General features: G+C 70.1%; 16 protein-coding genes and 1 pseudogene. 6 read left to right on the top strand and 11 right to left on the bottom strand.

The features are described from left to right. Positions 1-309 (top strand): annotated as a pseudogene (locus H613_RS0104530) (IS982 family transposase); the annotation flags it as partial. Positions 310-320: 11 nt separating this feature from the next. On the opposite strand, the gene H613_RS0104525 reads toward H613_RS0104530, so the two are convergent. The 4 genes from H613_RS0104525 to H613_RS0104510 are packed head-to-tail and all read right to left on the bottom strand — an operon-like array spanning position 321 to position 3,758. After that, a complete protein-coding gene (locus H613_RS0104525) occupies positions 321-1,196 on the bottom strand; it encodes a ThuA domain-containing protein (RefSeq protein ID WP_026922877.1) in 876 nt (291 codons plus the stop codon). A 29-nt stretch (positions 1,197-1,225) separates the two neighbouring features. Further along, a complete protein-coding gene (locus H613_RS0104520) occupies positions 1,226-2,023 on the bottom strand; it encodes an ABC transporter permease (protein WP_026922876.1) in 798 nt (265 codons plus the stop codon). Between the two features lie 8 nt (positions 2,024-2,031). After that, a complete protein-coding gene (locus tag H613_RS0104515) occupies positions 2,032-2,808 on the bottom strand; it encodes an ABC transporter permease (protein WP_051392931.1) in 777 nt (258 codons plus the stop codon). Then, complete coding sequence (locus H613_RS0104510) at positions 2,805-3,758, bottom strand: ABC transporter ATP-binding protein (RefSeq protein WP_026922874.1); 954 nt, start codon at positions 3,756-3,758, stop codon at positions 2,805-2,807. Before H613_RS0104510 ends, H613_RS0104515 begins: the two co-directional genes overlap by 4 nt. 288 nt (positions 3,759-4,046) lie before the next feature. Here H613_RS0104510 and H613_RS0104505 point away from each other — a divergent pair, with 288 nt between their 5' ends. Continuing rightward, positions 4,047-5,090, top strand: a complete 1,044-nt coding sequence (locus tag H613_RS0104505) for a fatty acid desaturase family protein (protein ID WP_035736003.1) — start codon at positions 4,047-4,049, stop codon at positions 5,088-5,090. Between the two features lie 73 nt (positions 5,091-5,163). On the opposite strand, the gene H613_RS0104500 is transcribed toward H613_RS0104505, so the two are convergent. The 3 genes from H613_RS0104500 to dnaG all read right to left on the bottom strand — a co-directional run bounded on the left by H613_RS0104500 (position 5,164) and on the right by dnaG (position 7,819). Continuing rightward, entirely contained in the window at positions 5,164-5,583 is a 420-nt protein-coding gene (locus H613_RS0104500; RefSeq protein ID WP_026922872.1) for a PIN domain nuclease, read from the bottom strand. Further along, complete coding sequence (locus tag H613_RS0104495) at positions 5,583-5,849, bottom strand: type II toxin-antitoxin system VapB family antitoxin (protein ID WP_026922871.1); 267 nt, start codon at positions 5,847-5,849, stop codon at positions 5,583-5,585. Before H613_RS0104495 ends, H613_RS0104500 begins: the two co-directional genes overlap by 1 nt. A gap of 107 nt (positions 5,850-5,956) precedes the next feature. Continuing rightward, positions 5,957-7,819, bottom strand: coding sequence for a DNA primase (gene dnaG, locus H613_RS0104490; RefSeq protein ID WP_026922870.1), 1,863 nt, complete (start codon positions 7,817-7,819; stop codon positions 5,957-5,959). 270 nt (positions 7,820-8,089) lie between these two features. Between dnaG and H613_RS24350 the strand changes: the two genes are divergently transcribed. Together H613_RS24350 and dusB are read left to right on the top strand one after the other, a co-directional pair. After that, the gene (locus H613_RS24350; RefSeq protein ID WP_156925816.1) at positions 8,090-10,432 is read left to right on the top strand and encodes a hypothetical protein; all 2,343 of its coding nucleotides are present in this window, start codon (positions 8,090-8,092) and stop codon (positions 10,430-10,432) included. Between the two features lie 88 nt (positions 10,433-10,520). Then, positions 10,521-11,717 carry a tRNA dihydrouridine synthase DusB gene (dusB, locus tag H613_RS0104480; RefSeq protein WP_026922869.1) on the top strand — a complete coding sequence of 399 codons (1,197 nt, stop codon included), beginning with the start codon at positions 10,521-10,523 and terminating at the stop codon, positions 11,715-11,717. Between the two features lie 104 nt (positions 11,718-11,821). On the opposite strand, the gene H613_RS0104475 is transcribed toward dusB, so the two are convergent. Further along, a complete protein-coding gene (locus H613_RS0104475) occupies positions 11,822-12,076 on the bottom strand; it encodes a type B 50S ribosomal protein L31 (RefSeq protein ID WP_026922868.1) in 255 nt (84 codons plus the stop codon). 495 nt (positions 12,077-12,571) lie between these two features. On the opposite strand from H613_RS0104475, the gene H613_RS0104470 reads away from it, so the two are divergent. Beyond that, entirely contained in the window at positions 12,572-12,769 is a 198-nt protein-coding gene (locus H613_RS0104470; RefSeq protein ID WP_026922867.1) for a hypothetical protein, read from the top strand. A 60-nt stretch (positions 12,770-12,829) separates the two neighbouring features. Here H613_RS0104470 and H613_RS0104465 read toward each other — a convergent pair whose 3' ends face one another. Continuing rightward, positions 12,830-13,975 carry a hypothetical protein gene (locus H613_RS0104465; RefSeq protein WP_026922866.1) on the bottom strand — a complete coding sequence of 382 codons (1,146 nt, stop codon included), beginning with the start codon at positions 13,973-13,975 and terminating at the stop codon, positions 12,830-12,832. 67 nt (positions 13,976-14,042) lie between these two features. On the opposite strand from H613_RS0104465, the gene H613_RS0104460 reads away from it, so the two are divergent. Then, entirely contained in the window at positions 14,043-14,960 is a 918-nt protein-coding gene (locus H613_RS0104460) for a hypothetical protein (RefSeq protein WP_026922865.1), read from the top strand. A 302-nt stretch (positions 14,961-15,262) separates the two neighbouring features. On the opposite strand, the gene H613_RS0104455 is transcribed toward H613_RS0104460, so the two are convergent. Then, entirely contained in the window at positions 15,263-16,639 is a 1,377-nt protein-coding gene (locus tag H613_RS0104455) for a glycine--tRNA ligase (RefSeq protein ID WP_026922864.1), read from the bottom strand. 305 nt (positions 16,640-16,944) lie between these two features. Continuing rightward, a complete protein-coding gene (locus H613_RS0104450) occupies positions 16,945-19,836 on the bottom strand; it encodes a tetratricopeptide repeat protein (protein WP_026922863.1) in 2,892 nt (963 codons plus the stop codon). Between the last annotated feature and the right edge of the window lie 153 nt (positions 19,837-19,989).

Here is a 19,989-nt window from a genome sequence, read left to right as displayed (position 1 = left end):
ATCGGTGACAAGGGCTTCGACGGCCGCGAATGGCACCAAGCGATGAACGAGCTGAAGATCGTCTTCGCCCGCCCCGACAAGAAGAACGAACCGTTCAAACACGGCAGCCTCGGCGGTGTCCGACAACGCATCGAGGCGATCATCGACACATTGAAAGACCAGCTCACCCTCGAAGACCACGGCGGGCGCACCACCGAAGGCGTCTTCGCTCGCGTTGCCGCCCGCATCCTCGCCCTGACCGCCGCCATCTGGAACAACTGGAGGACCGGACAACCGGTCCTCCGCTCCCTCACGGCCTACGACCATTAGGAATCAATCATCTAGGCGCTCACGGCCTCCCGCTCAGTGCCCGCCTCGGCGGCGCGGGCGGTCTCGGCGCGGTCGAGGCGCCACACGGCGATCGACCCGCCGCCGGCCACCGCCGCCACGAACAGGACGAACGTCAGCGTGTACGGCCACGCCGGGGCGGCGTCGTCGGCGTTCTGCACCAGCGCGCGCTCCTCGCCGGCGGCCCACCAGATCGCCTGGCGGATCAGCTGGAGGAAGTCGCGCTCGCCCCAGCTCTCGTGGTCGCCGCCCGCCACGGAGTAGAAGACCTTCAGGTCCTTGGAGTTCCACGCCGCCGGGTCGCCGGAGTCGAGGGTCGCCAGGATGTTCTGGCCGGTCTCGCTGGGCTCGGGATCGAAGTAGTACCAGCGCTCGGTCAGCTTCAGTTCCTCGTCGAGGCCGTCGGTGATCGGCGAGCCGTCGTTGAAGCTGATGGGCTTCTCGGTGGCCGGCTCGATCGGCTCGCCGGTCGCCGTCGCGCCGAGCGTCTCGCCCCACCACGCCCAGTCCGGTTCGGTGACGGCGGCCGAATGCGTGGCGACGAGCCCGCCGCCGCCCTCGACGAAGTCCTGGAGCGCCGCCTCCTGGCCCGCGTCGAAGACGTCGCCCTCGGTGTCCAGGAGCATGACGACGTCGACGCCGGAGAGGTCCTCGACGTCGGACGGCTCGCCCTCGACCAGCTCGAAGTTCCAGCGCCGCGCCTCCATGGCGAGGCGTTCGAGCGCGAACTCGACGGTCTCGTCGTCGCTGTGGCCGGCGGTCAGCGCCAGCACTCGCGGCTCGTCGGCGGCGTGGGCGGCCGAGGCGGGGGCCAAGGCGGACGCGCCGGCCAGCATGACGACCAGGGACAGTCGCAGCAGGGTTCTCACGCGCCCACCTTATCGGGCCGCGACCCTCATCACTTGTAGAGGGCTTTGGCCAGCCGCCGCTGGGCGAACCACGTCCCGGCGACCGCGAGGGCCACGAGGTACAGCACGTTCACCACCATCATCGGGCTGAAGTCGCCCAGGCTGAGGCCGCGCACCAGCTCGATCCCGTGGTACAGCGGCATGACGTAGACGATCGGCTGCGCGAAGCCCGGGTAGGCCTCCACCGGCGTGAACGTCCCGCCGAACAGGAACATCGCGAACACCACGGCCATCATCCAGTCGAAGTCGGTCCACTCGCGGAAGAACGTCGCCAGGGTCAGGCCGATCCCCGAGAAGGCCAGCGCGATGAACACGCTGGCGGGCACGGCCAGCAGCGACCACCACGAGTCGAGGAGCCCGAAGGCGCCCATGGCGATCACGAACATGCCCACGTAGATGCCGCCGCGGATGAGCGCCCACCACACCTCGCCGAGCGCGACGTCGCCGGGCCGCATCGGGGTGTTGAGGATGCCGTCGTAGACCTTCATCCACTTGAACTTCGCGAACACGTTGATGGACGTCTCCAGCAAGGTCCCCATCATGGCCGCGTTGGCCAGGATCGCGGGCGCCACGTACGAGGTGTAGGAGATGACGGTGCCGTCGGGCAGGGTGATGTCGCCGACCATGGAGCCCACGCCGAAGCCGAACGCGAACAGGAACAGCAGCGACTCGACGCCACCGGAGACCACCAGGACCCAGGCGCGGCGCATGGCCACCCAGTTGCGGGCGAGCATGGAGCCCGAGGGCTCGAGGCGGGCCCGGACGAGGCCGTAGGAGATGACGGACACTGATGCTCCTAGAAGGACAGGCGTCGGACGATGACGCGCCTGGCGGCGAACCAGCCGCCGACGGCGAGCAGGGCGAGATAGGCGATGTGGGCGGCCGGCGGCAGCGCGGGCGCGACACCGGCGGTGGCCGCTCTGGCCAGCTCGGTGCCGTGCCACAGCGGGGAGACCCACACCAGCGGCTGGAGGAAGCCCGGCATCTGCTCGGCCGGGAAGAACACGCCCGAGAACAGCGTGATCGGCATGATCGCGAAGCGGAAGACCGCGTTGAGCATCGCGTCGTTCTTCAGGCTGGAGCACCAGGCGAACAGCCACGGCGCGATCGACGCCGAGACGAGCACCGAGGCGACCACGGCCAGCACCGCCCACGCCGAGGCGTAGACGCCGAAGAACGCGAGCACGACCGCCACGAGCGTGCAGGCGGTGAGCGGGCGGAAGGCCACCGCGTACAAAAGGTGCCCGTTGAGCATGTCGACCGGGCGCAGCGGCGTGGCCCGCTGGGCGAGGTAGGCCCCGCCCCACTCCTGGTAGCCGCCGAAGACGGGATAGACCATGTCGTTGCCGAGCATCATGACCGCCACCGAGCAGATCAGGCCCGGGGCGATGAACTCGGCGTAGGTGATCCCGCCGGTGGCGTCCGAGTCGATGTAGGAGCCGACGCCGATCCCGATGCTGATCATGTAGAGGATCGGCAGGAGCACCGAGGAGAACACGGTGCCGTGCCAGATGTGGCGGTACAGGGCCCATTGGAGCCCGAAGGCCCGCCAGGCCGCGGCGGTGGCCGTCATGCCTCGTCCTCCACCAGGGCCCGGCCGGTCAGGCGCAGGAAGACGTCTTCGAGGGTGGCGCGGCGGTCGAGCATCGAGGTGGGGCGGATCTCGCGGGCCTCAAGTGCGGCGGCGGTGTCGTCGGCGTCGTCGGTGTAGACGAGGATCCGGTCGGGCAGCGGCTCGATCTGGCCGCCGATGCCGTCGAGGCCGCGGGCGATCTCGGCGAGAGCGGTCGTGTGCTTGCCGCCGAAGCGCAGCTCCACGACCTCCTTGGTGACGTAGGTGTCGATGAGCTCGCGCGGGGAGCCCTGGGCGATGATCCGGCCCTCGTCCATGACCACGAGCCGGTCGCACAGCTGCTCGGCCTCGTCCATGTAGTGGGTGGTCAGCAGGATCGAGACGCCCTGCTGCTTGAGCTGGAACAGGCGCTCCCAGACGAGGTGGCGGGCCTGCGGGTCGAGTCCGGTGGTGGGCTCGTCGAGGATCACCAGGTCGGGGGCGTTGATGAGCGACCTGGCGATGGCCAGGCGGCGCTGCATGCCGCCGGAGAGGTCGTTGACCTGGTCGCCGGAGCGGGCGGTCAGCTGCACGAACTCGAGCAGCTCGGCGGCCTTGGCCCGGGCCTCCTTGCGCTTGATGCCGAAGTACCCGGCGTAGACGGTGAGGTTCTCGAACACCGTGAGCATCGTGTCGAGCGTGTTGTCCTGGGGGACGACGCCGAGGCGGGCGCGGATGGCCGGGCCGTCGGTGTGCGGGTCGCGGTCGAAGACCTCGAGGTGGCCGCCGCTGGGCTCGGAGACGCAGCCGATCATCCGCATCGTGGTGGACTTGCCGGCGCCGTTCGCGCCGAGGAAGCCGAAGGCCTCCCCCCGCTGGATCTCGAAGTCGACGCCCCTGACGGCCTCGTGGTCCCCGTACCGTTTGCGGAGGTCGCGCGCACGCACCAAGATCTCGTTTTCTAGCGGCATGCGTCGAGCCTAGAGCGAGGCGCCGACATTCGGCGACCCGATTTCCCGACATCACAGCTAGCACATCGGAGTCCGGAAACCGGCGCGACACGCCGGGGGGTGGGGTTAGCACTACCCCGATTGACGGGCCAGCGGTAGCGACAGGACAGTGCCCGTCAGGGCAGGCTTAAAGGAGCGAAACCAGATGTCTCGGAATCGACACGGCCGATCGCACCCTGTTATGACGTCCTTCGGTCTGGGAACGCTGAACACCACGTGCGATCACTCGACTGAACAATGGGAGTGCCAATGCCAACCGCATTGACCGAACGACCCGCCAAAACCGGCAGTGACTTCGCCGAGCTGAACCGCCGCATCAACGAAGCCGGCCTCATGCGCCGCCGCCCCCGCTATTACGTGCTCCGGTTCAGCCTCATCGGCGCCCTGTACGTCGGCACCTGGGTGAGCTTCGCGCTCATCGGCGACACCTGGCTCCAGATGCTCACCGCCGTCGTCCTCGCCGTCGTCAGCGCCCAGGTGGCGCTGCTGGGCCACGACATCGCGCACCGGCAGGTCTTCCGCACCCGCACTCCCTCCGAGCGCACCGGGTTCTTCACCGGCAACCTCGCCAACGGCATGGGCTACGGCTGGTGGAACGACAAGCACACCCGCCACCACGCCAACCCCAACCACGAGGAGCTCGACCCCGACGTCTCCCCGGGCCTGTTCGTCTGGTCCAAGCGCCAAGCGGGCATCGCCCAGGGGATCGACCGGTTCTTCGGCAAGTACCAGGCGCAGCTGTTCTTCCCGATCCTCACCCTGGAGGGCCTCAACCTCAACTGGTCGGGCATCAAATCCGTCCTCAAGCCGGGCCTGAAGCACCGGGCGCTGGAGGCGTCGCTGCTGGCGGTCCACTTCATCGCGTACACGGCAGGCGTGTTCCTGGTGCTCTCGCCGGGCAAGGCGATCGTGTTCATCCTCGTGCACAAGGCCCTGTGGGGCCTGTACATGGGCTCGATCTTCGCGCCGAACCACAAGGGCATGCCGACCTTCGCCGGCAAGCAGGAACTGGACTTCCTGCGCAAGCAGGTCCTGACGTCGCGGAACGTGCGCGGCGGCCGAGTGATCGACGCGGCCATGGGCGGCCTGAACTACCAGATCGAGCACCACCTGTTCCCGGGCATGCCCTCGCCGCACCTGGGCAAGGCCCAGCCGATCGTGCGCGAGTTCTGCGAGGAGAAGGGCATCCCCTACCACGAGACCGGCCTGATCCGGTCCTGGAAGGAAGCCCTCACCGAACTCCACCGCAACGGGGAACCGCTCCGGAACCCGCAACCGGCCAAGGCGCTGTGACGGACACCGATCGCGAGGAAGGCCGCCCACGGCACATGGGCGGCCTTCCTCGGTTTCACGGCTTCGGCGCGTTTCAGAGGCTGCCTCGAGGCGCGACCCATTCGGTCGGCTGACCGGTGACCGCGGCGATCCTGTCGTAATCGGAGTCGTAGTGCAGCATGGTTGCCCCGGCGAGTTCGGCCGTGGCCGCGATGAACAGGTCGGGCAGGGAGAAGTGGCGGTGCTGCGCCTTCTCCGCCAGAGCTGTGTGGACTTCCAAGGCCCTGTCCATCGACGCTTCGGTGACGGGCAGCCATCGAGCTGCGATCAGCGAACGCTGCAGCGACTTGTAAGACCGCTTGTCCTGGGCGTTGTTGAGGACTTCCGCGACCACCATGTGACAGGTGGCGACTCTGCCGGCGAGCCAGAGCTCGTCGACCCGTCGACGCACCGTCTCGTTCAATATCCGGTGGACCCAGGCCGAAGTGTCGAGCAGGTAGATCTCCGCCGACACTACGACTCCTCGGCTTCCGCCGCTTCCCGCCTGGCGCGCTCGGCCAACCCACCGAGATCTCGCCCGCCGTTGAACCGAAACGACCGTTCACTCCCAGAGAGGTCGAGCTCGACTGAGTCGAGCTCTGCGATCGCCTCTCGCACCTTCGCGCGCTCGGCCGCGAGCCGCAGTGCCTCGTTCAGCGTCGCCACCTTCGTGTCCGTGTGAAGCTCTCGCTGGGCGCCCGCCAGCAACTCCTCATCGATATCCACGGTAAACCTCGTCATGAGCCGATCATACACCAAATGATGTCGACCATCAGCACCATATTTCGATCATTCACGCACCAATATCCGGCAGAAGTGGTGCGTCCTTCGCATGGCGGCGAGCGTCGCTATTCCACGGCGTTCGCGGCCTGGTCACGCAGCGAGCGCGCGTGCTGCTCCAGGCCCATGAGCTTGCCGAACAGGCTCATGTACTCGTCCTTGTCGGTGCTCGGGTTGATCCGCTGCAGGCGGCGCTTGAGGTCGTCGACCTCGGCCTCGACGACCGGGCGCTGGATGCGGGCGAGCAAGGTGCGCACATAGACCGCGTCGGGTTCGCGGTCGAGCCGCAGCTCCTCCACGGCCAGCTCGTTCACCAGCGCCTGCGCCGCGATCTCGGTGCAGGCGCCGGACACGGCGGCGATCCAGTTCGCCCCCGCGGCGGCCTTCGCCGCTCCCCCGGCGGCCTCGACCGCCTCGCGCACCGCCCGGTAGTTCGGGTCGCTGTACGGCGTGGCGTCGACGACGTCGAAGTACGGCCCGGCCACCTGCGGGGCCTGGAGCGCCAGCTTGAGCACTTCGCGCTGGGCGCGCAGCTGCGTCGAGTCGGCGTCGCGGCTGCGCCTGGGGGCGGGCACCTGCTCGGCGGGCCGGTCGGCCCCGGCCCCCGCGACGGCGCGGCGCAGTTCGGCCTTCTCCTTGCCCAGGCGCCCGGCGTAGTCGCCGATGTACTCGTCGACCAGGCCGCGGTCCTTGACGCGGGCCAGGAGCGGTGCGATGGCGCGGGTGGCGTGGAGGCGGCCTTCGGCGGTGTCGAGGTCGTGCTTGGCGATCTCGCGGTCGAGCGCGAACTGGACCAGCGGCGTGTGCCGCTCGATGAGCTCGCGCACCGCCGCGTCGCCGCGGTGCTGGCGCAGCTCGCACGGGTCCTGGCCGTCGGGGGTGACGGCGATGTAGGTCTGGGAGACGAACCGCTGCTCCTCGTCGAAGGCCTTGAGCGCGGCCCGCTGCCCGGCCTCGTCGCCGTCGAAGGTGAAGACGATGCGCCCGTTCGCGCTCTCGGAGTCGAACAGGAACCGCCGCAGGATGCGGATGTGCTCGGCGCCGAACGCGGTGCCGCAGGTGGCGACCGCGACCGGGACTCCGGCGAGGTGGCAGGCCATGACGTCGGTGTAGCCCTCGACGATGACCACGCGCCCGGTCTTGGCGATCTCCCTGCGCGCCAGGTCGATGCCGTACAGCACTTGGGACTTCTTGTAGAGCGGCGTCTCGGGCGTGTTGAGGTACTTCGGGCCCTGGTCGTCCTCGAAGAGCTTGCGGGCGCCGAAGCCGATCGTCGAGCCGGAGGAGTCGCGGATGGGCCAGACGAGGCGGCGGCGGAAGCGGTCGATGAGGTTGCCGGTGCGGCTGGGCTTGGCCAGGCCCGCGCCGGTCAGTTCCTCGGCGGTGAAGCCTTTGGCGCGCAGGTGCTTCGTGAGGGCGTCCCAGGCGTCGGGGGCGTAGCCGCAGCCGAAGGTGGCGGCGGCGTCGCGGTCGAAGCCGCGGTCGGCGAGGAAGCGGCGGGCGATCTGCGCTTCGGGCTCGACCAGCTGGCCGGTGTAGAAGAGGGCCGCGGCGGTGTGGGCTTCGAGCAGCCGCTGCTTGAGGCCGGGCTGGCCGGAGGGGCCGCGCCGGACGCGGCCGTCGATGTCCTCATAGGTCAGTTTGAGGCCGGCGCGGGCCGCGAGGCGCTCGATGGCCTCGACGAAGGTGAGCCCGTCGAGCTCGGTGAGGAACGTGATGGCGTCACCGCCGACGCCGCAGCCGAAGCAGTGGTAGACGCCGCGCGCGGGCGTGACGTTGAAACTCGGCGAGCGCTCGTCGTGGAACGGGCACAGCCCCTTGAGATTGCCGCCACCGGCGTTGCGCAGTGTGACTCGCTCCCCGATCACCTCGGCGATGTCGACGCGTTCGCGCACCAGCTGGATGTCAGCGTCTCGGATCCGGCCCGCCACTATTCACCTCACTTCGAAGACTCCACCATTCTGCCCCCTGGCGCCGACGCTTCGGCCGCCGCCGCCGAACCGTGTGAGACTCGCGGCCGCAAGGCATGAGTGATCGTCATGTCACGGAACGCTTTCAGAGCGTCATGCGCCGTGCCGTGCCCATGACCGCATGCCGCAGAACGCTTCCGGCAGGCCGAGGCGCCCTACCATGTTCCTCAGTCGATGGTGTGCCGACCACGCCGCGCGGTTGCACAGCTCAATCCGCTAGAGTCGCCTATCATGCCGGACCCAACGCCCGAGCAGCCGCCCTCCTGGCCTCCGGCCAGCGAACCGGCGGCCACACCCACCAATCCTCCCCGCATCACCGCGCGCGGGGTGGGGCATCTGCCTTCCGCTCTGCCGGAAGACGATCCGGTGGAGGCTGCCGCTCACGAACCCGCGCCGACGTCCGGCGACTTCGCCGACCTCACCGCGGACGCGCCGCTGCCGAACCGGACTCCCGACCTCCCTCCCCCTCCCCCGCCGGTCGAACCCGAGGTGCCGCGCCAGCAGCAGTGGGGCGAGGCGCCGGACATGAGCGGCGAGTGGCCGCCGCGGGAGAACCAGGACTGGATCAGCCAGCAGGCCCGCAACGGCGGCTGGAACAGCGCCCAGAGCTCCCCGGGCGCCCCGCCGTGGCCCGGACCGGCGGTCGCCGAGCCGGAGCCCCCGGCACCGGCCGAGCAGTCGTACCAGCCGAACCCGAACGCCGCGCCGTACGGCTCCGAGCCGTACCAGGCCGCCGGGTCCGCGGCCGAGACCTTCGCGCCCGATCCGTACCAGACGGGCACCTACCAGGGCGGGCGGCAGGACCAGTACCGCGGCGCGCAGCAGGCCGACCCGTACGGGGCCGACCCGTACCAGGCGTCGCCGCAGGCCCCCGCGCCCCCGATATCCGAGCCTCCCCCGCCCGAGCCTGCCGCGGCCGAACCCGAGCCGCCGCGCTCGCAGACCAAGCCCGCGCCGCCGACGCACGCGGGCGTCCGCTACGCGATCTACGGCATCGGCGGGATCATCACCCTCGGCCTCATCATCGCCATCGTCATCATGCTCGGCGGGCCGCCCGCCAGCGAACCGTCGGATGACGGCGAGGACGACGGCGGCGGCGAGACCTCCAGCGATGGCAAGGCGAGCAGCGAGGGCCTCGACGCCGAGCGCTACGCCGAGCTGGCCGGTGCCGTGGGCACCGCCGAGTGGTTCGAGTACCGCTACGGCACGCCCGGCGAGAACGGCGCCTCCGAGGAGGTCCCGGCCGTCGAAGGCGACGCCGTCACCGCCGAGCCGCTGTTCGGCGACGCCGACCGCAGCGTCCAGGGCCAGCTCGCCTACCTCGCCGACGACGCCGAGCTCTCCGGGATCGACCACGTCTCCGTCCTGGAGTCCACCGACGACGCGCTGGGCATCGCCCCGCGCCCGGGGGGCCGGTTCTCCGAGGAGGGCGTCCCCGAGCTCGAGCTCACCGACGGCTCCACCGCGGACTGCGTCGCGGGCCTCGGCGGCGAGCTCGGCGCGCCGGTCGCCTTGGCGCGCCCCGAGCAGAGCGGCGAGATCAACGCGCACGCCGTCATCGCCTTCTCCAGCGGCATCCTCGCCACCACGGGCATCAGCGGCGCGCAGGGCGGCACCTGCCTCCAGCTGCCCGAGGGCCTGGTCCCGACCGACGTGGCCCTGACCGACGGCAACGAGCTCGCGCTCGTCACCACGTGGAACCCGGCGGACCAGACCGGCGCGCTGGTCGTGGTGGCGCTGGCCGACAAGGCCGGGTCCTACAACTCGAGCTGGTCCGAGCCCTATCCGGGGCTGCCGAACCCGGGGCACTTCGGGACGGCCGAGGTCGTCGGGCAGGTCGCGCTGCCGCTGACCGCGCCCACCTCGGTGGACGCCTGGTCGGACTCGTCCGGTTCGATGGACACCGGCCGGACCACCGTCGAGGAGGACGCGCACGCCGACACCGTGGCCACCGCCGCTTATGCGCTGATCGGCTCGCTCAGCGAGAGCGAGGCCGTCACGGTCGACCTGACCGCCGTCCTCACCGGCCTGGCCGCGAAGCACATCGAGGGCGCCGAGTTCGCCTTCGAGGCCGCCGCCTCCGAGCCCGTCGCCTTCGAGGGCGGCGTGGCGGACGTGGCCGTGAACGGCGAGACCTTCGCCGTGGCGACCGGCGACGGCGTCGTCCACGAGCTCGACGCCGCACTGTCCGAGACCGCCGCCGTCGAGGTCGGCCCGAACCCGACCTGCCTGGTGGTGGGGGCGCAGAGCGGGCAGTTCATCGCGACGAGCCGCGGGGATTCGGCGGTGCGCTGGGTCTCGGGCGGCGAGGTCGTCAATGAGCTGACCGACGCGCGCCTGACCGACGCGGTCTGCGCCTCCGAGACGCCGGCGCTCGACGTCCAGGGGTATGCGGGCAACGCCACGGTCCTGCTCGTCTCCGACTTCGAGGGCAAGGCGCTCCACACGTATCTGGTCGGGAAGGCGGCGCTCCCGAGCGGCGCCGAGGTCGGCGGCGAGGGCTTCGCCTACGGCGGCGCTTACACCGTCCAGGGGCGGCCGTTCGACGCCTCGGTGACACTCGACTTGGAGTAGGCAGCGCACACCAAGCGGAAACGAGACCGGTCGACGCCTCGATCGCCCTCGACTTGGAGCGGGCGGGGCTCGCGGGGATAATCGACCGGTGACCAAGCAGCTCTCACTCGCGGGCAAGCCCGTGGATCCGCCGGTGGTGCTGGCCCCGATGGCCGGCATCACCAACCTGCCGTTCCGCAAACTCTGCCGCGAGCAGGGCGCCGGGATCTACGTGTGCGAGATGATCACCGCCGCCGCGCTCGTCGAGCGCAACCCGAAGACGATGCGGCTCATCGAGTTCGACGCCGAGGAGGAGACGCGGAGTCTCCAGCTGTACGGCGTGGACCCGGACGGGATGCGCCGGGCCGTCGCGATGGTGGCCGAGGAGGACCTGGCCGACCACATCGACCTGAACTTCGGGTGCCCGGTGCCGAAGGTCACCCGCCGCGGCGGGGGTTCGGCGCTGCCGTGGAAGCGGGAGCTGTTCCGCCAGATCGTGACCGCCGCCGTCGACACCGCCGCGCAGGCGGGGATCCCGGTCACGGTGAAGATGCGCAAGGGCATCGACGACGAGCACCTCACGTACGTCGACGCGGGGAGGATCGCCGAGGACGCCGGGGTGGCGTGGGTGGCGCTGCACGGCCGCACGGCCGCCGAGCGGTACTCGGGCACCGCCGACTGGGAGGCCGTCGCCTCGCTGAAGGCGGCGCTGGAGATTCCGGTGCTCGGCAACGGCGACATCTGGGAGGCCGACGACGCACTGCGTCTGGTCGAGGAGTCCGGCTGCGACGGCGTCGTGGTCGGGCGCGGGTGCCTGGGGCGGCCGTGGCTGTTCGGGGACCTGGAGGCGGCCTTCAGGGGCCGTTCCGCGGCCGGCGGGCAGGGGCGTGAGGGCGGCTTCGAGCGGCGGCTGCCGACGCTCGGCGAGGTCGCGCAGGTCATGTCCAGGCACGCGGCGCTGCTGGTGGACTGGATCGCCTCTGCCGAGACGTACGAGACCAGGCGCAACATCCCGGCCGAGGAGCACGGCTGCAAGGAGTTCCGCAAGCACGTGGCGTGGTACCTCAAGGGCTTCCCGGTGGGCGGGGAGCTGCGGCGGTCGCTGGCGATGGTCTCGAGCCTGGCCGAGCTCGACGACCTGCTCGGCAAGCTCGACGCCGACGCGCCGTTCCCCGAGTCGGCGCTGGGCAAGCCGCGGGGCCGCACGAACAGCCCCGGGAAGGTGACGCTGCCGGAGGGCTGGCTGGACGACCGCGACGACTGCACCGTTCCGGAGGGAGCGGAGCTCGACACTTCCGGCGGCTAAAGAGCCTATAGGCTATAGAATATAGGGTATATTCTGCATGCAGACGCGAAAAAGGGAGCCTCCGGTGCCGGGAGGCTCCCTTCGTCCTTGTCGGCTGCGGCGCCCTACTCCTTGGGCGTCTTGCCGTACTTCTTGTAGAACTTCGCGACGCGGCCCTCGTCGTCCAGGACGCGGCTCTTGCCGGTCCAGAACGGGTGCGAGGCCGAGGAGATCTGGACGTCGACCACCGGGTAGGTGTTGCCGTCCTCCCACTCGGTCGTCTCGTCCGACGTGAGGGTCGACCTGGTCAGGAAGGAGTAGTCGGCGCCCTTGTCGCGGAAGACGACATAGCCGTAGTCCGGGTGAATGTCCTGCTTCATGGTGTCAGTTCCCCACCTTGGCGATGCTTGGACGGTCGGGCGGGCGATCGGCGAAGCGGCCCGCTTCCGGCCCTGGTTCTGGTCCTCGATCTGAGCAACCCGCCGACGCCCCGGAAAATTCCCGCCCGGCCCGCTCGGCGTCCGGCCGGAGGCTCGCGGCGGCCCCGACCCCCGCCCTGGGCGGCCCGTCCTCCGTGTCCGGTTTCCGCGCACGGAGTGCTTCGGCCCGGGATTCCCCCACCACTTACAGGTGAATCGGGGTGTCGCATGTGCGACTCAGAGAGATCGATCACATGAGTGAATTGCCGGTTATATGGAAATCCTCCTGGTAGACGGCGCCCCCAAGCGACCCCGCCGCGCAAAACGCGGTACATGACCATCGCACGGGAGCGCTACCCTGGTCGATGCGAGTGCGCTGTGAGACTGCTCTCAAGCCCGAAACCATACGAGCATCTCCTGCGTTTAGCTCGTTAAACGAACGGAGCATGACAGCTAATGGCCCAGCAAGTGGAGACCGTCTCTATCAAGACGGCAGAAGAGGACCTGCCCGGCGAGCAACCCTCGCCCGAGATTCCGACCAGCCCCGCATCGCTGTGGGCGTCGGAGAGCAAGGCTCACTACTCCATCACGCACACCGGTGAATGCGACACCCACGCCTGGATCGACTGCGACTGCGTCATTCACATCGACTGAGTGGCGCCGGCCGGCGGCCCTCATTGGGCGGCACGGGCGCGAACGGGCCGCCCGCGCCCCTCACTCGACTTCCAGCATCGCGCGGCAGGCCTGGTCCGCCTCGGACCCCCGCGTGAGGGTCACGCCGCCGTCCGCGTCGAACTCGGCATAGGTCCCCTCCATCCAGATGCCGCAGCTCAGCGTGGTCCGCCGCTCGCCGCCGTCCGCCCCGGTGACCACGGCCGCCACCTCGACCGAGCCGGGCTGCGTGGTGAACAGTGCGAAGGACTGCTCGACATCGCCCGTCGTGTAGGTGTACCTCGCGCTCACCTTCGGATACGCCGTGATCTCCCACGACGCGTCGTCCGGGATCGCGATGCGGTCGTCCTCCGGCGGCGGCCCGAACGGGCAGCCCTCGACGTGCGCATGCGGCGCGCAGTAGTCGAGGTACTCCCGGACCGCCTCGTCGAGGACCTCCCGCCCCGTCGCCGACACCTGCGGCCACGCCGCCGGAAGCCAGTGGCTCGCGTAGTCGCCGCCGAGCGCGATGAACTGGTCGCCGAGCGCCAGGACCGGGTACAGGCCGAGGTCCAGGGTCACCGGCTGCGACTCGTCCAGCTCGTACAGGCCGGGGAACAGCAGCACGTGCGTCTCAAAGCCCAAGTCGGCGGTGTACCCGTTGAGCTCGAGCTCCCGGAAGCCGCTGATGTCGTAGCTGGCGTGTCCGAGCGCGTTGACGATGACCGGGCCGCCCTCGCCGAGGGACACCTCGTATCGGTAGCCGAGCCGCGTGCCGTCGTACGCCTCGATCTCGGCGTACACCTCCGCCGTGGCGTCCGGCTCCTCACCCGATATGCCCTTTCGCGGGTGCTCGTCGTAGGCGACCTGGGCGACCTCGACGATGTCCCAGCGGCCGTCGAGGGCCTCCGGAACGAGGAACTGCTCCGAGCCGCCGGTCTCCCCGGCCAGCGCGAGCGCGGCATCCACATCGCCCGCCCGAACGGCCTCCAGAAAGGACCTGACGGCCTCCTCGCCGGCCGGTTCGCGGTCGGGCAGCCACTTGGCCGCCGCCACGCCTCCGGCGGCGAGCATGACGAGGGCGGCGGTGAAGGCCAAGGCGGCGTTGGGGATGCGGCGTCGCGGCGGAGTCCTCTCCGGTTCGATCTCACCGTCGAGGTCGATGGTGATCTCCGCATCCGGCTCGGGCACCGGGGCGTGCGACACCATGACTCCCTGGGATCAGACTGATACCGTTGAGAACACCAGTGTAGCGTTCTCACGAAGGACCCCCTCTATGCGCCCGATTCGCTGGATCGCCGACAACGCGCACTCGCTGCGCGGGTTCGCCGCTCGAGTGCACCGCCGCACCGAGCATCTCCCCCGGCTGCCGTTCGGGGTCGCCCTCGGCGCGGCGATCCTGTTGCTGGTCGTGGCGATCGAGACGGGGCCGGACCGGGACTCGGCCGTCACCGAGGTCGACGAATTGTCCCTTTTGGATGGCGATGAGGAGTCCCAGCGCTTCGAGAGCGAGTACTCCACGGTTCCCGCCTCGCTCGAGATCGTCGAGTTCGGCTTCGGGAGGGTGACCGACCCGCAGGGCGTGGAGCGCCTGGGGCTCGGGGCGGTCATCCGGAATCCGCAGGACTCCATAGTCATGCCGAGCACGCTCGCGGTGGTGGGCACCGACGAGGAGGGGGCGACGTTCACGCTCGAGCGGGTCTACCTCGATTTCATCCCGGCGGGGGCATCGGTGCCGGTGGGCTACATGCTGCTGGCGCGGGCCGGCGACATCGACGAGAGCACGCTCGACCTCGTGGCCGAGGACGTCTACATGTGGGACCCTCCGGCGGGGACCTCGAGCGCCGGGTCGAATCTGTACTCGATCGAGGAGCGGTCGCGCGGCCGCGCGGAGATCGACATGGTGGACGTCGAGCCGCTGTTCAGCCCCGAGGGGTACCGGATCACCTACCGGGTCGAGGCGGCCGAGGACTTCGGTTACCAGGAGACGCTGAAGATCGCGATCGTGTTCCGCGACGGCGAGGGCGCGATCATCGGCGGCATGCCGGGGTGGGGCGACCCGTTCGGCGGCGGCGACATGGTCGGGTACCGGTCGGTCCCTCCGGGCATCTCGATCCAGTACCTCGATCTGCCCCTGGAGTACATACCGGACGGGGCCGACCTCAATCGGATCGAGATCGGCCCCGGGGTCTAGGGCCTGTCCTGTGAATCAGGGCGAGGCGGTATCCGAGTCCATTTGTTCGCTCGCAGTGCCAATTTATGGCTCGCAAGCTTCGCCAAGGGCGCGGAGGGGCGCCCAGATCCCGGTGTTGGATCTGGGCGCCCCGACAACGCAGCCTTTATGCAGAGCGAGCACAGCGAGCGCGATCTCGGGTGGGGGCGGGCGACGGGCGGGACAAATGGGCCGGATACCGCCCGGTCTGATTCACAGGACAGGCCCTAGTTCAGCGGGACAACGCTATGCCCCTCGCGGTCGCCGTATGAGCGGCCGAGCCGCTACAGCCGCTCGAGGAGGTACCGCTCGACCTGGTCGAGGGCCACGCGCTCCTGCTTCATCGAGTCGCGGTCGCGGATGGTCACGGCCTGGTCTTCGAGCGTGTCGAAGTCGACGGTGACGCAGTACGGCGTGCCGATCTCGTCCGCGCGGCGGTAGCGGCGCCCGATCGCGCCGGCGTCGTCGAAGTCGACGTTCCAGCGGGTGCGCAGCCGCGCCGCGAGGTCCTTGGCCTTCGGCGAGAGGTTCTCGTTGCGGCTCAAGGGCAGCACGGCGGCCTTCACGGGCGCCAGGCGCGGGTCGAACCGGAGCACGGTGCGCTTGTCGACCCCGCCCTTGGTGTTCGGCGCCTCGTCGACGTCGTAGGCCTCGAGCAGGAACGCCAGCACCGAGCGGGTCAGACCGGCGGCGGGCTCGATGACGTACGGCGTCCAGCGCTCGCCCTTGGCCTGGTCGAAGTACGACAGGTCGGCGCCCGAGTGGGACGCGTGGGTCGACAGGTCGAAGTCGGTCCGGTTCGCGATGCCCTCCAGCTCGCCGAACTCGCCGCCGCCGAAGCGGAAGCGGTACTCGATGTCGACGGTGCGCTTCGAGTAGTGGCTGAGCTTGTCCTTCGGGTGCTCGTAGCGGCGCAGGTTCTCCTCGGCCAGGCCGAGGTCGACGTACCAGTTCCAGCGCTCCTGGAGCCAGTACTCGTGCCATTCCTCGTCGGTGCCCGGCTCGACGAAGAACTCCATCTCCATCTGCTCGAACTCGCGGGTGCGGAAGATGAAGTTGCCCGGCGTGATCTCGTTGCGGAACGACTTGCCGACCTGCGCGATGCCGAACGGCGGCTTCTTGCGGGCCGCGGTCATGACGTTCGTGAAGTTCACGAAGATGCCCTGGGCGGTCTCGGGGCGCAGGAAGTGCTCGTTCTCGGAGTCCTCGGTCGCGCCGAGGTAGGTCTTCATCAGGCCGTTGAACATGCGCGGCTCGGTGAAGGAGCCGCGGGCGCCGCAGTTGGGGCAGGCGAGGTCGTGCAGGCCGCCCTCGGGCTCGCGGCCGTCGTGCTTCTCCTGGTAGGCCTCGACGAGGTGGTCGGCGCGGAAGCGCTTGTGGCACGACTGGCACTCGGTGAGCGGGTCGGTGAACTCCTTGACGTGGCCGCTGGCCTCCCACACCTGGGAGTTGAGGACGACGGCCGAGTCGAGGCCGACCACGTCGTCACGCCGGCGCACCATCGCGTTCCACCATTCGCGGCGGATGTTCTCCTTGAGCTCCACGCCGAGCGGACCGTAGTCCCAAGCCGAGCGGGTGCCTCCGTAGATCTCCGAGCTGGGGAAGACGAAGCCACGGCGTTTGCACAGGCTGATGAGTGCGTCGGTGCGGTCTTGGGACACGATGATTCCTCTCGATCCGGCTGGCGGTCGGTGAGACTCGAATAAGTTCTCAGAACAGATGGTGTTCTCGGCCGATGCACGGCCGCAAGCGCTTTTGACTCGGCGGGGCCGAGAGTGCGTACGGGCCGCGGATCAGACCTGCCAAGGCTGGCCCGGTGGCCGGTTGATCCGGTTCGCAGCGGGCAAGAGCCGCCGCGGCCACCGCTGGACAAGCCTACCTCGCAGGGGCCGGGCGCCTGCTGGCTCCCCTCTCGGCAGGGCCCGGTGCGGGTCGGGCGGGCGCGGGGCGCTCCGAACCGAACCGCCTATCGATCGCCCTGCTTCAGGTCCGCCAGGTGCTGCTCGAAGCCCTCGCGGGCCTCGGTGAACTCCGGGGCGGCCAGCCAGCCGAGGGCCTCCTCCCCCACGCCGATCGCGCCGGGCACGTCGCCGAGCTCGGCGAGCAGCCACATCGTCTGGTGCGCGGTCAGACTCGCCCGCTCCAGCAGCAGCGGCCCGTCGCGGAAGACGGCGAGCGCGCGGCGCTGGAGGTCGAGCACCGGCTCGGCCTCGTCGCGGCGCAGCCCCGGTTCCCCGGCCTGGCTCTCCAGGAACTGGAAGGTCAGCTGGGCGTGCTGGCGGTAGGTCTCGCCGAGTTCGAACCGGCAGGTCTCCTTGACCTGGTCGATCACCTCGGGGTCGGAACGGACGGACTGAAGGCGCGCGGCGAGCTGGGCCATGGTCTGGAGCCCTTCGCCGAAGGCGGCGTCCCCGGCGACGGTGCGCAGCAGCCAGACCTTGGCGCGGCTCACGCGGGTCCAGGACGTGAGGTCGCCGAGCTCGTCGGCCGCGGCGGCGGCGCGCGTGTAGACCTCGAGGGCGTGGTCGTGCTCGCCGAGCTTCTCGAGCAGTTCGCCGGTGAGGAACAGCGTGTCGGCGTACAGACGGGCCGTGTAGTCGTCCTCGGCGGTCTCCATGAGCGCGAGGGCGGCCAGGCCGTGCTCGACGGCCTGCCTGGTGTCGTCGATGCGGTCGTAGGACTCGGCGAGGTTGAACCGCACGTTGCACACCCGCCACAGGTCGCTCCCGGGCAGGTCGGCGAGGGCGGCTTCGAGGACGGGCACGGCCTCGGCGCGGCGGTCCTGCTCGACGAGGGCGACGCCCATGAGGTGGCGGGCGATGGCCGCGGGGATGGTCATGCCCGCGGCGTCGCAGTGGACCGACGCCTTGAGCGCGTGCTCGTAGGTGCCGCGGTGGTCGCCCAGGCGCATGTTGAACTCGGCGGCCTGGAGGTGGAGCTTCGCGGCGATGGCGTGGCCGGGGTCGGCGTCGAGCGCGGCGATGCCTTCGCGGGTGGCCTCCAGGGCGGCCTCGAACTCGCCGGCGAGGGCGAGCTGGTCGGCCAGGTCGGCGTCGGCGCGGGCGACGGCCCATCCGGCCTCGGCGGCCTGGGCGATGCGGAGCCCGGCGCGCAGCAGCGCGGTCTTGGTCGCGGCGTCGTCGGTCAGGCGGGCGCGCAGGTCGGCGAGGTCGCAGCGGCGGATGAGCGCGTAGCGGCGCTCGGGGAAGGCGGCCAGTTCGTCGTCGAGGGCGCGGGCGCGCTCGTCGAGGCCGGCCGGGACGGGGCCGTCCCCGGCGGCGATGTGCTCCGCGCGGAGGGCGAGCACCCGGCTGGTGTGGAAGCTGCGGTCGTCGATGCGCTGCTCCTCGCGCAGGCGGCGGGCGGCGCCTTCGATGTCGGCCGCTCCGGCGCTCACGCGCTCGGGTTCGGTCTCGGCCAGGTGCAGCAGCGCGAACGCGTCGGCGACGAGGGCGCGGCCGGGCTGCCCGGCGAGGCCGAACAGCTCGGAGGCGCGCGCGAGCCCGGCGAGGATCTCGACGGTGTCGTCGGACTCGGCCGACTGGGCGTGGGCGATCTCGGCGCGGTGCTCGGCGATGAGTTCGATGCCGAGGGAGTCGGCGATGGCGCCGACGCGCAGCCAGGCCTTCCAGACGTCGGGCGAACAGCCGTCGTAGGCCGCATAGGCGGCGTCGATGGCCTTGTCGAGGTCGGGGCCCTCGACCTGCTCGGGGGCGACCGGCGGGGCGGGCTCCTTCGGCTGGAACTCCTTGAGGCCCAGGTGGACCGGCTCGGGGTAGGGCGTGGAGCCGATGACGCAGGCGGACATGCTGGAGTGGTGGTCGTTGCCGTTGCGGGCGTCGAACTTGGCGACGATGGCGGCCCGTTCGGCCTCGGCCCAGTCGTGGAGGTCGTCGGCGGTCCAGTCGCGGCCGCCGGGGCCGGGCATGGCGGTGTCGGCGAAGCCGAGGGCCCGCAGGCGGCGGCAGGTGAGGACGGTGACCTCCAGCAGCCGCTGGCGTTCGCTGACGCCGAGGTCGAGGTCGAAGAAGCGGGCGTGGTCGGCGAGGATCTCGACGGCGCGGGCCTCGTTGCCGGTGAGGGCGCAGAACTCGACGTGCAGGGCGATCATCGGGACCATGTCCTCCTTGCCCTTGCACATCATGTAGCCGCGCAGGTGGTTGGCGCGGGCCTCGTCTGGCCTGCCGAGTTCGACGAGCGGGATGAGGGACAGCGCGAGGGCGTAGTGGGGCTCGTGGGCGCAGCTGTACTCGCCGGCGAGGACGGGTTCGAGCATCTCCATCGCGGCGTCGGCGCTGTCCTCCTCGGCGTAGAAGACGATGGTGGCCAGGGAGGTGTACTGGCATGCGGCGCAGTCGGACATGTCGTCCTCCTCGGCTTCGCCGAGGGCCTCGATGGCGGTGGCGACGCGGTCGTAGTCGCCGATGTGGAAGGCCAGCTGCATGTCGTAGGCGGCGGGGGCGTGCATCGAGTAGCCGGCCTCGGCGTAGCGGGTGCGCATCTCGGAGAGCCAGTGCTCGATGGACTCCAGCGGCACGTCGGGCTGCTCGATCATCTTGTCGACGATCCACTTGAACGTCCAGTACAGCGAGCGGGTCAGGTAGGCGTCGAAGTGCTCGGGGCTGGTGTCGAAGTTGCGCAGCAGGCGCGCGAAGGGGATGAGGATGCGGGTGGAGTCGCGGGAGAACTCGTAGGCGTCGACGAGGCCGTTGAGCGCGTAGTTGACCAGTTCGGGGTCGCCGACGGCGTCGGCGGCCTCCACGGCCCGCTCCAGGGCCGCGACCTTCGCCTCACTCGCCTCTTCGAAGCGTGCCTCGTTGAGCAGTCGCCAGATCTCATCGGGGTCGGGAGTCGACATGGCCAGTCCTTAGTGACAGTGACAGTGACGTGTGCGGGAGGGTTGGTGTCCGGTCGGGTGCGGGTTCAGGGCGCCGCCGCTTCGCGGCGTGCGCGGACGGGTTCGGATCGGGTTCCCCGCTTCCTGGCGGGGAGGCTCGCGGCGGGTGCGGAC

Origin of the sequence: Glycomyces arizonensis DSM 44726 (assembly GCF_000482705.1) — a bacterium.
Classification (GTDB): Bacteria; Actinomycetota; Actinomycetes; order Mycobacteriales; family Micromonosporaceae; genus Glycomyces; species Glycomyces arizonensis.
Note: the sequence above shows the minus strand (reverse complement) of the source record. Positions and strands in the feature narration are given on the sequence as shown.

Coding starts and splice junctions, on each gene's coding strand:
- H613_RS0104515 (WP_051392931.1), bottom strand. CDS start 2,808: ATGACGGCCACCGCCGCGGCCTGGCGGGCCTTCGGGCTCCAATGGGCC.
- H613_RS0104510 (WP_026922874.1), bottom strand. CDS start 3,758: ATGCCGCTAGAAAACGAGATCTTGGTGCGTGCGCGCGACCTCCGCAAA.
- H613_RS0104505 (WP_035736003.1), top strand. CDS start 4,047: ATGCCAACCGCATTGACCGAACGACCCGCCAAAACCGGCAGTGACTTC.
- H613_RS0104495 (WP_026922871.1), bottom strand. CDS start 5,849: ATGACGAGGTTTACCGTGGATATCGATGAGGAGTTGCTGGCGGGCGCC.
- H613_RS24350 (WP_156925816.1), top strand. CDS start 8,090: ATGCCGGACCCAACGCCCGAGCAGCCGCCCTCCTGGCCTCCGGCCAGC.
- H613_RS0104475 (WP_026922868.1), bottom strand. CDS start 12,076: ATGAAGCAGGACATTCACCCGGACTACGGCTATGTCGTCTTCCGCGAC.
- H613_RS0104470 (WP_026922867.1), top strand. CDS start 12,572: ATGGCCCAGCAAGTGGAGACCGTCTCTATCAAGACGGCAGAAGAGGAC.
- H613_RS0104465 (WP_026922866.1), bottom strand. CDS start 13,975: ATGGTGTCGCACGCCCCGGTGCCCGAGCCGGATGCGGAGATCACCATC.
- H613_RS0104460 (WP_026922865.1), top strand. CDS start 14,043: ATGCGCCCGATTCGCTGGATCGCCGACAACGCGCACTCGCTGCGCGGG.
- H613_RS0104450 (WP_026922863.1), bottom strand. CDS start 19,836: ATGTCGACTCCCGACCCCGATGAGATCTGGCGACTGCTCAACGAGGCA.